The organism is Streptomyces sp. NBC_00669 (genome assembly GCF_036226785.1).
Taxonomy (GTDB): Bacteria; Actinomycetota; Actinomycetes; order Streptomycetales; family Streptomycetaceae; genus Actinacidiphila.
Window position 1 is genome coordinate 9,046,880 of sequence record NZ_CP109018.1, and the last position, 14,355, is coordinate 9,061,234.

Consider the following 14,355-nt stretch of genomic DNA (forward strand, 5'->3'; position numbering starts at 1 on the left):
GGTCTCACCTGCGGACCGTGCCGCGTCCCCGTCCTCGCGGACCGGAACGTCAGCCCGGATTGGTCCTGCCGGGGCGAGGAAGAGCGCCGCGTACCGCGCGAGGCTGCGACGTGGTGCGGTGTGCCCCGGCTCCGTCCGCCTGGCAGCCCGCCGACCGGTCCGCGTCGCGACGGAGGAGATTCTTATGGCGAAGGCAGTAGGCATCGATCTCGGCACCACCAACTCGGTCATCGCGGTCTGGGAGGGCGGTGAGCCCGCTGTCGTCCCGAACGCGGAGGGGGCCAGGACGACCCCGTCGGTGGTCGCCTTCTCCGATGACGGCCAGCGGTTGGTCGGACAGCTCGCGCGCCGGCAGTCGATCCTCAACCCCAAGGGCACCATCACCTCCGCGAAGCGGTTCATCGGACGTCGCTACGACGAGATCTCCGACGAGGCCAAGGCGGTCTCCTTCGACGTGGTCGAGGGGCCCGGCGGGGTGGCCCGCTTCGAGGTGGGCGGAAAGCTGTACGCGCCGGAGGAGATCAGCGCGCAGGTGCTGCGCAAGCTCGCCGACGACGCCGGGAAGTCGCTCGGCGAGAAGGTGACCGAGGCGGTCATCACCGTACCGGCGTACTTCAACGACGCCCAGCGCCAGGCCACCAAGGACGCCGGGAAGATCGCCGGCCTCGAAGTCCTGCGGATCATCAACGAACCGACAGCCGCGGCGCTGGCCTACGGGCTGGACAAGAAGGGCCATGAGACGGTCATGGTCTTCGACCTCGGCGGCGGCACGTTCGACGTCAGCCTGCTGGACGTCGGCGACGGCGTGGTGGAGGTCCGCGCCACGGCGGGCGACTCCCACCTGGGCGGCGACGACTTCGACCGCCGGCTGGTGGACCACCTGGCGGACGGCTTCCAGAAGGCCGAGGGCATCGACCTGCGCAAGGACCCGCAGGCGCTGCAGCGCCTCTTCGAGGCGGCCGAGAAGGCGAAGACCGAGCTGAGTTCGGTCAGCCAGACCCAGGTGAGCCTCCCGTTCATCACGGCGGACGCCTCCGGGCCGAAGCACCTCACCGAGACGGTCCGCCGCTCCACCTTCGAGCAGATCACCTCGGACCTGGTGGAGCGCTGCCTGGAACCGGTCAGGACGGCGATGAGCGACGCCAAGGTCACCGACAACGACATCGACGAGGTCATTCTCGTCGGCGGCTCGACCCGTATTCCGGCCGTGCAGAACCTGGTCCGCCGGATGACCGGCGGCAAGGACCCGAACATGAGCGTCAACCCGGACGAGGTGGTGGCGCTGGGCGCCGCCATCCAGGCCGGCGTGCTCAAGGGCGAGGTCAAGGACGTCCTGCTGCTGGACGTCACCCCGCTGTCGCTGGGCGTCGAGACGGCCGGCGGCGTGATGACCAAGATCATCGAGCGGAACACCACCGTCCCTGCCCGCCGGTCGGAGACCTTCTCCACGGCTGAGGACAACCAGCCGGCCGTGGACATCGTGGTGCTCCAGGGCGAGCGCGAACTGGCCGCTGACAACCGGGTGCTGGGCCGCTTCCGGCTGGAGAACCTGCGGCCGGCTCCGCGCGGGGAGACCCAGATCGAGGTCACCTTCGACATCGACGCCAACGGCATCCTCAGGGTCAGCGCCAAGGACCGGGACACCGGCGCCGAGCAGTCGATCACCATCAGCGAAGGCTCCAACCTCGACCCGTCCGAGGTCGAGCGGATGATCAACGAGGCCGAGACCAACCGCAGTTCCGACCTGGCCCTGCGCGAGGCCATCGACGCCCGCAACGAGCTCGACGCCGCCGCGTACCAGGTGGAGCGCCGGCTGGACGACCTCGGCGACGCCGCACCGGAGCACGAGCGCGCCCGCGCCCGACTGCTCGTCGACGAGGCACGCACCGCCGTCAAGGAGGAGGCGCCGGCGGAACGGTCCCGGAGCCTGACCTCCGAACTCCAGCAGATCCACGCGGCGCTGGCCGCCCACGCCGCTGGACCGGGCGGGGCCGGGGGTGAAGCCCAACCCGGCGCAGCGCCCGACCAGGGTCCCGAGGGCGGCTCCTCAAGAGGCGACGACGAGGTCATCGACGCCGATTTCGACAAGAGCTGAGGCGGCGACATGTCGGATCAGGAACAGACGCGCCCCGCCGAGGACCGCTCCCCGCCCGAGTCCGAGCGGACGCCGGCCGAGTCCGAGCGGACGCCGGCCGAGTCCGAGCGGACGCCGGCCGAGGGGTCCGGCGAGCCCGGCGGCGACCCGCGCGCACCCGCACCGCAGACGCCCCCGCGGGTCCCCGAAGCCGGGGAGCAGGAGGCGGCACCCGCACACCGCGGCCCCGAGGTGGAGGAACTGGAGGACCGGTGGCGGCGAGCCCTCGCCGACCTCGACAACCTCCGCAAGCGCCACGCCCGTGAGCTTCCCCGGGAACGGGAGGCCGAGCGGGCCAAGGTGGCCTCGGCGTTCCTCCCGGTCGTCGACAATCTCGAACTGGCCCTCGCCCACGCGGGCGACGGCGACCCCGGCGCGATCGTCAGCGGAGTCCGGGCGGTACGCGACCAGGCCGTCGAGGTGCTGCGAAGCCTCGGCTACCCCCGCCACGAGGAGACCGGCGTCCCCTTCCACCCCGAGCAGCACGAGGTGGTGTCCGTGGTGGACACCCCTGACGCACCTGCGGGCACCGTCATCCAGGTGCTGCGGCCCGGCTACGGCGAAGCCGGTCACCAGCTGCGGCCGGCCGCGGTGGTTGTCAGCCGCAAGCAGGAGTGAGGCCGCCATGGCAGAGGACTACTACGAGGTGCTGGGCGTTCCCCGCACCGCCGACGGCGCCGAGATCCAGCAGGCGTTCCGCACCCTGGCCCGCCGCTACCACCCGGACGTCAACCGCGATCCGGCCGCGGAGGAGCGCTTCAAGCAGATCAACGAGGCGTACGGCGTGCTGTCCGACCCCGACACCCGGTCCCGCTACGACCGCTTCGGCCCCGACTTCCGGCAGATTCCGGAGGACTACGACGAGCGTGTCGCGGCCGGCCAGGGCTTCGGCGGCGGAGCCGGCGCGTATCGCGGCAGTCCCTTCGGCGGCACCCGAGGCGCCGACCGGGCAGGCGGCCGGACCTGGACGGAGACCGGTTTCGACGCCTCCGGCGTGGACTTCGAAGATCTCTTCGGAGGCATGTTCGGCGGCCGGGCGGGCGCCGGGCGGGGCAGCCCGATGCCCGGCGCGGACCAGGAGGCCGAACTCACGCTCAGCGTGGAGGAGGCGTACCGCGGCGGCCGGCGGAAGATCACCCTCGGCGGGCCCGGCGGGGAGCGCAGCTACGACGTCACCATTCCGGCCGGCGTCGTCGACGGGCAGCGCATCCGGCTCGCGGGAGAGGGTGGCCGGGGCCGCGGTCCGGGTTCCGCCGGGGACCTCTACCTGGTGGTCCGTATCGCCCCCCATCCGCGCTACCGGCTCGTTGGGCGCGACATCCATGTCGATCTGCCGGTCACCGCCTGGGAGGCCGCGCTGGGGGCCACGGTGCCGCTCTCCGCTCCGGGCGGGACGGTCAAGGTGCACGTGCCGCCCGGGACCTCCACCGGTCGCCGGCTGCGGCTGCGCGGCGAGGGGATGCCGCACCCCAAGGGTTCCCCCGGGCACCTCTACGCCGAGATCCAGGTGATGGTGCCGCCCTCGCCCAGCCCGCGCGAGCGTGAGCTGTTCGAGGAACTGGCCGCCGTCTCCTCCTTCGACCCGAGGAAGCAGACATGAGAGCCGAACACCGTTCTCCCGCCCAAGGAGCCGGACAGCCCGTCACCAGGGCTGCTTATCCGTTGGTGCGCGTCTACCGGACCAGTCCGAGCCCCTACCAGCTCCCCTTGGCCGGAGTGGTCAGCAGGAGTGGACTGCCGCCCGAACTCGTCAGCCGTTTCGTGGCCCTCGGACTGGTGGACGCCGAGCGTGACGCACGGGGCCGGCTGTGGTTCCGGCCGAGCGCGCCGTCGGCCATCGCCCGGGTGCTGCGGCTGAGGGACGGACTGTGCCTCAACTACGCGGCCATCGGCGTGGTCCTGGACCTGCTCGACCGTATCGAACGCCTGGAAACCGCACTGCGGCACAGCGAGCGAGCCGCCAAGGAGCCCACGACATGGACATGAACCGCCTCACCCAGAAGTCCCAGGAAGCGCTTCAGGAAGCGCAGAGCGTCGCGGTGCGGATGGGCCAGACCGAGGTCGACGGGGAGCACCTGCTGCTGGCCCTGCTCGATCAGCAGGATGGCCTGACCACCCGTCTGCTGGCCGACGCCGGCGCCGATCCGGCCGCCTTGCGGGCCGCAGTCGAGGCCGATCTCGCCAAGCGCCCGCGCACGACCGGTCCGGGTGCCGCCCCCGGGCAGGTGGTGGTGACCCAGCGGTTGGCCCGGCTGCTGGACAGCGCGGAGCAGGAGGCCAAGCGGCTCAAGGACGAGTACGTCTCCACCGAGCACCTGGTGCTGGCGCTGGTGGACGAGGGTTCGACCACCGCGGCCGGCCGGCGGCTCGGCGAACAGGGCGTCACCAAGGACTCCTTCCTCGCCGCCCTCACCACGGTGCGCGGGAATCAGCGGGTCACCTCCGCCAATCCTGAGGAAGCCTACGAGGCCCTGGAGAAGTACGGGCGCGACCTCGTCGTCGAGGCCCGCACCGGCCGCCTCGACCCGGTGATCGGTCGGGACGCCGAGATCCGCCGGGTGATCCAGATCCTCAGCCGCAAGAGCAAGAACAACCCGGTCCTGATCGGCGAACCGGGCGTCGGCAAGACCGCCATCGTCGAGGGCCTGGCCCAGCGGATCGTGCGCGGCGACGTGCCCGAAGGGCTGCGGGACAAGACGGTGTTCTCGCTCGACATGGGGTCGCTGGTGGCCGGGGCGAAGTACCGCGGCGAGTTCGAGGAGCGCCTCAAGGCCGTTCTGTCGGAGGTCAAGGGCGCCGAGGGCCGAATCCTGCTGTTCGTGGACGAGCTGCACACCGTCGTCGGGGCCGGCGCCGCCGAGGGCGCGATGGACGCGGGCAACATGCTCAAGCCGATGCTGGCCCGCGGCGAGCTGCACATGATCGGGGCCACCACGCTGGACGAGTACCGCAAGCACATGGAGTCCGACGCCGCCCTGGAGCGCCGCTTCCAGACCGTCCAGGTGGACGAGCCGACCGTCGAGGACGCCATCTCCATCCTGCGCGGCATCCGGGAGCGACTGGAGATCTTCCACGGCGTCAAGATCCAGGACAACGCCCTGGTCGCCGCGGCCACCCTCAGCCACCGCTACATCAGCGACCGCTTCCTCCCGGACAAGGCCATCGACCTGGTCGACGAGGCCTGCGCGCGGCTGCGGACCGAGATCGACTCCATGCCCGCCGAACTCGACGAACTCACCCGCCGGGCAACCCGCCTGGAGATCGAGGAGGCCGCGCTGGACCAGGAGACCGACCCGGCCAGCCGCGCCCGCCTGGAGGACCTGCGGCGTGAACTGGCGGACCTGCGCGGTGAGGTGGACGCCAAGCATGCCCAGTGGGAGGCCGAGCGCCAGGCCATCCGCAAGGTCCAGGAACTGCGCCAGGACCTGGAACGCGCCCGCCAGGAGGCCGAGCACGCCGAACGCGCCTACGACCTCAACCGTGCCGCCCAACTTCGCTACGGAACGGTCGCCGAACTCGAGCGGCGCCTGGCGTCCGAGGAGGAGCACCTCGCCGACAAGCAGGGCGAGAGCCGGCTGCTGCGCGAGGTGGTGACCGCCGAGGAGATCGCCGAGATCGTCTCCGCGTGGACCGGCATCCCCGTCACCCGCCTTCAGGAGGGCGAACGGCAGAAGCTGCTCAAGCTGGACGAGATCCTGCGCGAGCGGGTCGTGGGCCAGGACGAGGCCGTCCAGCTCGTCGCCGACGCGGTGATCCGGGCCCGCTCCGGGGTACGCGACCCGCGCCGGCCGATCGGCTCGTTCATCTTCCTCGGCCCGACCGGCGTCGGGAAGACCGAGCTGGCCAAGACGCTGGCCGCAGCGCTGTTCGACAGCGAGAGCAACATGATCCGCCTCGACATGAGCGAGTACCAGGAACGCCACACCGTCAGCCGACTGGTCGGCGCGCCCCCCGGATACGTGGGCTACGAGGAGGGCGGCCAGCTCACCGAGGCGGTACGCCGCAAGCCGTACTCCGTCATCCTGTTCGATGAGATCGAGAAGGCGCACGCCGACGTCTTCAACACGCTGCTGCAAGTGCTGGACGACGGCCGGATCACCGACGCCCAGGGCCGGACCGTCGACTTCCGCAACACCGTGATCATCATGACCTCCAACCTCGGGTCGCAGTACCTGCTCCAGGACGCCACTCAGGCGGGCGAGATCAAGCCCGAGGCGCGGGCGCTGGTGATGACCGAACTCAACGGCCATTTCCGCCCCGAGTTCCTCAACCGCGTCGACGACATCGTCCTCTTCCACCCGCTCGGCATCGCGCAGATCGAGCGCATCGTCGATCTGCTCCTCGACGAGCTGCGCGACCGCCTTTCCGAGCAGCGCATCACGCTCCTCCTCACCGAGCCGGCCCGCCACCTGATCGCCGCCGAGGGCTACGACCCGGTCTACGGAGCCAGGCCGCTGCGCCGCTTCATCTCGCACGAGGTCGAGACCAGGATCGGCCGCGCGCTGCTCAGCGGCGAGGCACGCGAAGGCGTGACCGTCCTGGTCGACGCCGCGGGCGGCGAACTGACCGTCACCCTCCAGGACGAGCCGCAGGAGCCGTGATGAGTACTTCTCCGGAAGGCCGAGCCGACCGCGGCGGCCGTGACGGCCGTACCGACGGCGCCCAGAGCTCGGTGCGGATGGTCGCCTGCGCCAACTGCGGCCGGACCAACCGCGTACCCGCCGCGGCGGAGGGCAGCCCGCGCTGCGGAAACTGCCGGGCCCCGCTTCCGTGGATCGCCGAAGCGGGCGACGCCGACTTCGGGGAGGTCGCCGAGCAGGCGAGCCTGCCGGTGCTGGTCGACCTCTGGGCCACCTGGTGCGGCCCCTGCCGCATGGTGAGCCCGGCCCTCGAACGGGTCGCCACGGACCTGGCCGGCCGGATCAAACTCGTCAAGGTCGACATCGACAAGTCCCCAGCTTTGGCGCGGCGGTTCGAGGTCCAAGCCGTACCCACCCTGCTGATCCTCGACAGGGGCAGGCAAGTCGCCCGCCAGACCGGCGCCGCGCCCGCGAACGCGCTGCGCCAGTGGGTGGACGAGGCGCTGTCGACGTCCCATGGACCAGCCGATCCCGCCTCCCGGAGGCCGTGATGACCAACTCTCCCGACCCGCACCTGTCCATGGTCCGGCCCGTCGTGCCCAGAACCCCGCAGGGCTGCGAGGACTGCCTGCGCACGGGGACGCAGTGGGTGCACCTGCGCCTCTGCCTGACCTGTGGCCACGTCGGCTGCTGCGACTCCTCGCCGATGCGGCACGCCCGCGCTCACGCGGCGGCCGACGGGCACCCGATCGTCCAGTCGTTCGAACCCGGCGAGGACTGGCGGTGGTGTTTCGTGCACGAAGCGATGGTCTGAGGGGAGCGAACCGTGCCGACCCCGACCCCGACACCGACGGCCGACGTCCACGGTGCCTACCCGCGGCTGACGGACGACCAGATCGCGACCCTGAGTTCCTGCGGACAGAAACGGCAGGTCCGCGAGGGGGAACAGCTCTTCCGGGCCGGCGAACGCGGTGACGAGTTCTTCGTCGTCCTCAGCGGCACGGTGGCCGTGGTCGAAGGCCGCGACGACCAGGAGCACGTCGTCCAGTTGCACGGTCCGCGCAGCTTCCTCGGCGAACTGGGCGTACTGGAGGGCCAGACCGCCTTCGTCAGCGCGGTGGTGAACAGGCCCGGAGAGGTACTGGCTGTGGGTTCGGCCGCCCTGCGCGACCTGCTCAGCCGCGAACCCGCGCTCGGCGACGTCATCCTGCGGGCCTACCTTCTGCGCCGTAGGATGCTGGCCGGCGCGGGCACGGGCTTCCGCATCATCGGCTCCGCCTTTTCCGCCGACACCCGGCGGCTGCTGGAGTTCGCCGCCCGCAACCGCCTCCCGCACCGCTGGGCCGATCTGGAGAAGGACACCGAGGCCGAGGCGCTGCTCACCCGTCTCGGGATCGCTCCCGAGGAGACCCCGATCGTCGTCTGGAACGACTACCGGGTGCTGCGCAATCCCTCCAACGTCGAACTCGCCCAGGTCATCGGGCTGCGGACCGAGACCGCCGCGAAGGCCGTCTGCGACCTGGTGGTGGTCGGCGCGGGACCCGGGGGCCTTGCCGCCGCGGTGTACGGCGCCTCCGAGGGACTCTCCACTGTCGTCCTGGACGGTGTGGCGACCGGCGGCCAGGCCGGGACCTCCTCCCGGATCGAGAACTACCTCGGTTTCCCCGCCGGGATCTCCGGCATGGAACTCGCCGAACGCGCCGTCGTACAGGCCAAGCGGTTCGGCGCCCGGATCGACGTCCCCGCCGAGGCCACCGGCCTCGAACAGCGCGACGGGACCAACGTGGTGCGGCTCGCCGATGGCGGCACGGCCACCGCCACCAACGTCGTGGTGGCCACCGGCGCCCGCTACCGGCGGCTGACCGCCCCCGGCGTCGAGCGGTTCGAAGGACTCGGGGTCCACTACGCCGCCACCGTCTGGGAAGCACGGAACTGTCGCCTTGACCCGGTCGCCGTCGTGGGCGGCGGCAACTCCGCCGGCCAAGCAGCCCTGTTCCTGGCTCGCGAGTCGCCCGCCGTCCATCTTCTGGTCCGCGGTGGGGACCTGGAACACAGCATGTCCCGCTACCTGATCGACAGGATCGAGCGGCACCCCCGGATCGACGTCCGGCTGCATACCGAAGTCCGGGAGGTCACCGGCGAGGACCGGGTCGAATCCCTCGTCGTCGAGAACAACCGCACCCGCGAGCAGCAGGTGCTGGCAGCCCGCGCCCTGTTCGTCTTCATCGGCGCGCGCCCCGCCACCTCCTGGCTCGCCGACGCCGTCACCCTGGACCGGCGGGGCTTCATTCCGACCGGGCAGGACGTGGTCCAGGTGACAGCGGACCTCTGGAGTCGCCTCGCCCGCACCCCGCTCGCCCTGGAGACCGGTCTGCCGGGAGTCTTCGCCGTCGGCGACGTCCGCAGCGGCTCGGTCAAGCGGGTGGCCTCCGCGGTCGGTGAGGGCGCCATGGCTGTGCGCCTGGCGCACGAGCACCTCGGGGAGGTGGGAACGCCCGCCATCCGATGACCTCGGCGCCGAGCACGTCTGCGGGCTGCCCGCCGTGCCGCCGGGCCGCCGGGCTGCCGGGCGCTCCGGTCGTGGTCGAGGGCGACTACCTCTGCGATCGACACGCGAAAATCTATCTTCGCCGGAGTAGACATTGGGGGGCGGTGTGGCTATGGTTTCTCACGTAGCCGAGATCGAGCAGGGCCTGGCAGAGACGAACTGCCGGGCAGCAGTACTCGCAGTTGCAGGACGGTGCGGTGGTGGAGTTCCGGCGCTGGATTGCCAGATGGCGTCGGGGCTGACGACCGCACCGGGTGGCCCGCGGTGATCAGGGGCCGCCGGGAGAAGTACCGCAGTTCGGTAGGTGCAGTTCGCAGTACCAAGAGGTTTTCGGTCAGCAGAGGAAAGAACGGAGGGGCCAGGCGCCATCAGGATCGCCCGGGCGGAAATTGTGGGCCCGGGTACCGCAGGACATCGATAGTGAGGTGGTCTCCGGTCAAGCAACCGCGATCCCCGCAGCCCCGACAGCAGCACGGTCGGGCCAGCGGAAACAGAAGGTCGGCGCAGTACTGAGGCCGGCAGATGGTGTAGTAGTTCCTTCGGGGTCCTGGCGCCGTACGGTGCCAGGACCCCTCGACGCGTTCCACAGAGAGGTGCAATGACAGCAGACGACTCGTTCGGCCGGCTCGATGACGACGACTACCCCGCCTTCACGATGGGCCGCGCCGCGGAACTCCTCGGCACCACTCCCGGCTTCTTGCGCGCCATCGGCGAAGCCCGCCTGATCACCCCGCTCCGCTCCGAGGGCGGCCACCGACGCTACTCCCGCTACCAGCTGCGCATCGCCGCCCGTGCGCGGGAACTCGTCGACCAGGGCACCCCCGTCGAGGCGGCCTGCCGGATCATCATCCTCGAAGACCAGCTCGAAGAAGCGCAGCGTATCAACGCCGAATACCGTCGCGCCGTATCGCGGGAAGCGACCGAGAATTGACCTGCGGTCGCCGGAAGCGCCATGGACGTGTTCGCCGGCTGGTGCTGGAATTCCAGGTTCCGGATGGTCCCGGCGGCAGCTGATCGACGGCGTACGGTTCCGGGTCCGTACCGGGGTTCAGACGGGACGCCTCGCGAGCCGGGCCGCGAGGTAGGGCGCGGTGGCGCTGCGGCGGGACTTCGCCACCTTGGCCGGCGGGCCCGACGCGACCACCCGCCCGCCCGCGTCTCCGCCGCCCGGCCCGAGGTCGATGACCCAGTCCGCGGTGGCGATCGTGTCGAGGTCGTGCTCGACGAGGACGACCGTGTTGCCGGCGTCGACGAGCCGGTGCAGCTGTCGCAGCAGCAGCGCGATGTCCGAGGGGTGCAGCCCCGCCGTCGGCTCGTCGAGCAGGTAGAGCGCGTGCCCGCGGCGGGCCCGCTGCAGTTCGGTGGCCAGTTTGATGCGTTGCGCCTCACCACCGCTGAGTTCCGTCGCGGGCTGCCCCAGCCGCAGGTACCCGAGTCCCACCTCGCGCAACGTCTCCAGACTGCGGGATGCGGCCGGGACGGCGGACAGGAACTCGGCGGCGGCGTCGACGGACAGCCCCAGCACTTCCGCGATGTTCTTGCCGCGGTAGGTGACTTCCAGCGTTTCGGCGTTGTACCGGGCACCCTGGCAGGTCGGGCACGGCGCGTAGGTGCCGGGCAGGAACAGCAGTTCCACCGCGACGAATCCCTCGCCCTGGCAGGTCTCGCACCGCCCTTCGGGCACGTTGAAGGAGAACCGCCCGGCCGAGTAGCCGCGCGCCCTGGCCTCGTCCGTCCCCGCGTACAGCTTGCGCACCGCGTCGAACATCCCCGTGTACGTGGCCAGGTTGGACCGGGGAGTTCGGCCGATGGGCCGTTGGTCGACCCGGACCAGCCGGTCGAACGACTCGACCCCCGACGCGTCCTGGACGTCGACCTCCAGCTGTGCCTCGTCGGGGTCCTCGGGTACGAGTCCGAGGTGGCCGCGGACGACCTCGGCGAGCACCTGCGTCACCAGCGTCGACTTTCCGGAACCGGACACGCCCGTCACCGCCGTCAGGACGCACAGCGGCACGTCGACGGACACATGGTGCAGATTGTGGCGTGAGACGCCGCTCAGGTGCAGCCAGCCGTGCGGTGTGCGCGGGCGGTGGTCGAGCGGCTGGGCGCGCCCGAACAGGTACGCGCTCGTGGCCGATTCCCCGACCTGCTCAAGACCGGCGACCGGGCCGCTGTACAGCACGCGTCCGCCGCCCTCGCCCGCGCCGGGGCCGATGTCGACCACCCAGTCCGCCCGCCGTACGACGTCCATGTCGTGCTCCACGACGAACAGCGAATTGCCTGCCGCCTTGAGGCGGTCCAGCACCTCCAGCAGCGGTTCCGCGTCGGCCGGGTGCAGCCCCGCGGAGGGTTCGTCGAGGACGTAGACGACGCCGAAAAGCCCCGAGCGCAGCTGGGTGGCGATCCGCAGGCGCTGCGCCTCGCCGGGCGACAGGGTCGTCGAGCGGCGCCCGAGGCTGAGATATCCGAGGCCCAGGTCGAGCAGTACGTCGACCCGCGCGACGAGATCGCCGCAGATCCGGACCGCGACCTCGGTGGTCTCCCCGGATCGGGCGGTCGACGTGGCGGCGTCGGCCTCGGAGCGCCCCACGACGGGCCGCAGCAGCGCCACGACCTCGGTGAGCGGCATCGCGTTGATCTCGGCGATGGAGCGTCCGGCGAAGGTCACGGCGAGCGCCTCGGGCCGCAGCCCGCTGCCGTGGCACTCGGGGCAGGGCACACTCCTGACGAACCGGAGCGCCCGTTCGCGCATCTTGTCGCTCTTGGAATCGGCGAGGACGTGCATGACATGCTTGCGGGCGCTCCAGAACTTGCCCTGGTAGCCGTAGTCGACCCGGTCCTCCTCCGGCTCGATGTACACGGAGGGCTGCTCGTCCGTGTACAGCAGCCAGTCCCGGTCCTTCTTCCTGAGCCTGCGCCACGGCCGGTCGATGTCGATCCCCAAGCCGCTCACGACGCTGCGCAGGTTGGCGCCCTGCCAGGCGCCCGGCCAGGCGGCGATCGCCCCCTCGCGGATGCTCAGCGAGGGGTCCGGGACCAGCAGGTCCTCGGCGACGTCGTGCACGACGCCCAGCCCGTGGCACTCCGGGCAGGCGCCGGCCGCGGTGTTGGGTGAGAACGACTCGGCATCCAGCCGTGCGGCCCGGGGCGGATAGGTGCCGGCGCGGGAGTACAGCATGCGCAGCAGATTGGACAGCGTGGTGATGGTGCCGACCGTCGAGCGCGAACTGGGCGCCCCGCGTCGCTGCTGAAGGGCCACAGCCGGAGGCAGTCCGGCGATCTCCTCCACGTGCGGTGCGCCGACCTGGTGCAGCAGCCTTCGGGCGTACGGTGCCACGGACTCGAAGTAGCGCCGCTGGGCCTCCGCGTAGAGCGTGCCGAACGCGAGCGAGGACTTGCCCGACCCGGAGACGCCGGTGAAGGCGACCATCGCGTCCCGCGGGACGTCGACATCGACGTTCCGCAGGTTGTTCTCACTGGCGCCCCGGACATGCACGAAGGGGTCGGTCGCGTCCTCGTTCACCATTCCTGGTTACCTGATCGCGCCGGGAACCGCGCGACGGGCGCCGCCACCGAGCCCAGTGCCGGGACCGGAAGGGTTCACCGGTTCGCGGCGCCCGGCACGGCACCAGGCGACGTCCTACCAGGGTGGCGAGGCACGGTGCCTGACCCAGCCCGCCCACCGGTACTGCGCGTGAGCGGGCAGCGGACCGGGGTCGCTGCCCGCACACCGCGGTCAGGGCAGCAGGCTGAGGTCGACCGCGTCTGCGAGCGCCTGCATGCCGGCCTCGTTGGGGTGCAGGTGGTCGCCCGAGTCGAAGCGGGGGTCGAGGGCTGCCGGATCGGCGGGGTCGGCGACCGCCTTCTCGAAGTCGACCGTCCCGTCGAACGCCCCGCTGGTGCGTATCCAGGTGTTGACCGCCTGGCGGAGGGCCTCCGCGGAGTCGCTGTAGTAGCCGTTTCCCTTGTCCGGCAGGAGCGTGCCGCCGATGATCCGGACGCCGGCGGCGTGCGCCTGCCCGATCAGGTTCCGGTAGCCGTCGATCAGGTCCTGGGCGGTGAGGGGGGCGCCGTCGGGGCCGGCGTTGTTGCCGATGTCGTTGATGCCCTCCATCAGGATCACGTATCGCACCCCGGGTTGGCCCAGCGCGTCGTGGGCGAACCGCTTGGTCGCGCTGATCCCCTGCCAGATGTTCGGCACGTCGGTCAGCACCCGGTTGCCGCCGATGCCCGCGTCCACGACGCTCATCGGGTGCGGCCCGGACAGCCGGCGGGCGAGGTCGTCGGGCCAGCGGTGATACGCCCCGGCCGGGGTGTTGTACCCGTCGGTGATGGAGTCGCCGAACGCCACGACGGTGCCGCGGGCGCCGGGCGAGATCACGTCGAGACCGGACAGGTAGTACCAAGAGGTCGTCGCCGTGGTGTAGTTGCCGTCCCCCGTCTCGGCGGTGTGGTCGCCCGGCGTGGAGAGGTAGCTCGTGTCGAAGGCGTCGGAGTGCCAGGTGGCGGAGCTGGTCGCCTCCGGGAGGTAGACGCTGACCAGCACGTTGTGGTCGGCGGCGACGGACATCGCGACCGGGTCGCTGACCGCCTCCGCGCCCGCGGCGAGGGTGACGGACCTGTGGTTCGAGAAGGTGACCGCGTGCCGCGAACCCGGCACGGCGGTGGCCCGGTCCGCCTGCGCGGCGACGCTCACCGCTCCGACGGTGAGCGGGGTCGTGCCGCGCAGGTTGGACAGGTGTATCCGCAGGGAGGTGCCGCTGACGCTGGAGTGGGCGACCATGCGGATCGTCTCGTCGTCGAAGTCCGGTCCGCCCACGGTCATGCTCGGCGACCACGCGGCCACCCGTGCCGGGGCGGTGGCCCGGCCGTGGGCCGGGTGGGCGGCGGCGAGCGGCGCGCCCGCCGGCAGCCCGGCGACGACCGCGCCCGCCGCGATCAGGGCCAGTAGCACCCGCAGTGCCCTTCCCTTGGTGCGCGGTCTCCTCGTGAGCAGCATGGTTCACCCTTCTCCCGTTCGGCAGCCGTCAGTCGAGCGTGAATCCGTCCACCAGCAGGTAGGTCCCACTGAGCTTGGTCACCGGAAGGTGGGG

The 14,355-nt window shown here is 71.3% G+C and carries 11 protein-coding genes; 9 read left to right on the forward strand and 2 right to left on the reverse strand.

Going from position 1 to position 14,355, the window contains the following annotated elements:
- Positions 1-184: 184 nt before the first annotated feature.
- From dnaK to OG896_RS37975, 9 genes are all read left to right on the forward strand, one after another.
- The gene (gene dnaK / locus OG896_RS37935) at positions 185-2,095 is read left to right on the forward strand and encodes a molecular chaperone DnaK (RefSeq protein ID WP_329372779.1); all 1,911 of its coding nucleotides are present in this window, start codon (positions 185-187) and stop codon (positions 2,093-2,095) included.
- Positions 2,096-2,104: 9 nt separating this feature from the next.
- Positions 2,105-2,752 (forward strand): nucleotide exchange factor GrpE, encoded by a 648-nt coding sequence (gene grpE, locus OG896_RS37940; protein WP_329372781.1) that lies wholly within the window; start codon positions 2,105-2,107, stop codon positions 2,750-2,752.
- Between the two features lie 7 nt (positions 2,753-2,759).
- A complete protein-coding gene (locus OG896_RS37945) occupies positions 2,760-3,734 on the forward strand; it encodes a J domain-containing protein (RefSeq protein WP_329372784.1) in 975 nt (324 codons plus the stop codon).
- A complete protein-coding gene (locus OG896_RS37950) occupies positions 3,731-4,120 on the forward strand; it encodes a chaperone modulator CbpM (protein WP_329372786.1) in 390 nt (129 codons plus the stop codon). The genes OG896_RS37945 and OG896_RS37950 overlap by 4 nt, the downstream gene beginning before the upstream one ends.
- Entirely contained in the window at positions 4,111-6,735 is a 2,625-nt protein-coding gene (gene clpB / locus OG896_RS37955) for an ATP-dependent chaperone ClpB (protein ID WP_329372788.1), read from the forward strand. The genes OG896_RS37950 and clpB overlap by 10 nt, the downstream gene beginning before the upstream one ends.
- A gap of 77 nt (positions 6,736-6,812) precedes the next feature.
- On the forward strand, positions 6,813-7,265 hold the full coding sequence (gene trxA, locus OG896_RS37960) for a thioredoxin (protein ID WP_329374541.1): 453 nt from the start codon (positions 6,813-6,815) through the stop codon (positions 7,263-7,265).
- On the forward strand, positions 7,265-7,528 hold the full coding sequence (locus tag OG896_RS37965; protein WP_329372790.1) for a UBP-type zinc finger domain-containing protein: 264 nt from the start codon (positions 7,265-7,267) through the stop codon (positions 7,526-7,528). Before trxA ends, OG896_RS37965 begins: the two co-directional genes overlap by 1 nt.
- A 12-nt stretch (positions 7,529-7,540) precedes the next feature.
- Positions 7,541-9,223 carry an FAD-dependent oxidoreductase gene (locus OG896_RS37970; RefSeq protein ID WP_329372792.1) on the forward strand — a complete coding sequence of 561 codons (1,683 nt, stop codon included), beginning with the start codon at positions 7,541-7,543 and terminating at the stop codon, positions 9,221-9,223.
- Positions 9,224-9,860: 637 nt separating this feature from the next.
- Complete coding sequence (locus OG896_RS37975; RefSeq protein ID WP_329372794.1) at positions 9,861-10,193, forward strand: MerR family transcriptional regulator; 333 nt, start codon at positions 9,861-9,863, stop codon at positions 10,191-10,193.
- Between the two features lie 117 nt (positions 10,194-10,310).
- On the opposite strand, the gene uvrA is transcribed toward OG896_RS37975, so the two are convergent.
- Both uvrA and OG896_RS37985 read right to left on the reverse strand, forming a co-directional pair.
- The gene (gene uvrA, locus OG896_RS37980; protein WP_329372796.1) at positions 10,311-12,788 is read right to left on the reverse strand and encodes an excinuclease ABC subunit UvrA; all 2,478 of its coding nucleotides are present in this window, start codon (positions 12,786-12,788) and stop codon (positions 10,311-10,313) included.
- 210 nt (positions 12,789-12,998) lie between these two features.
- Positions 12,999-14,261, reverse strand: coding sequence for an SGNH/GDSL hydrolase family protein (locus OG896_RS37985; protein ID WP_329372798.1), 1,263 nt, complete (start codon positions 14,259-14,261; stop codon positions 12,999-13,001).
- Between the last annotated feature and the right edge of the window lie 94 nt (positions 14,262-14,355).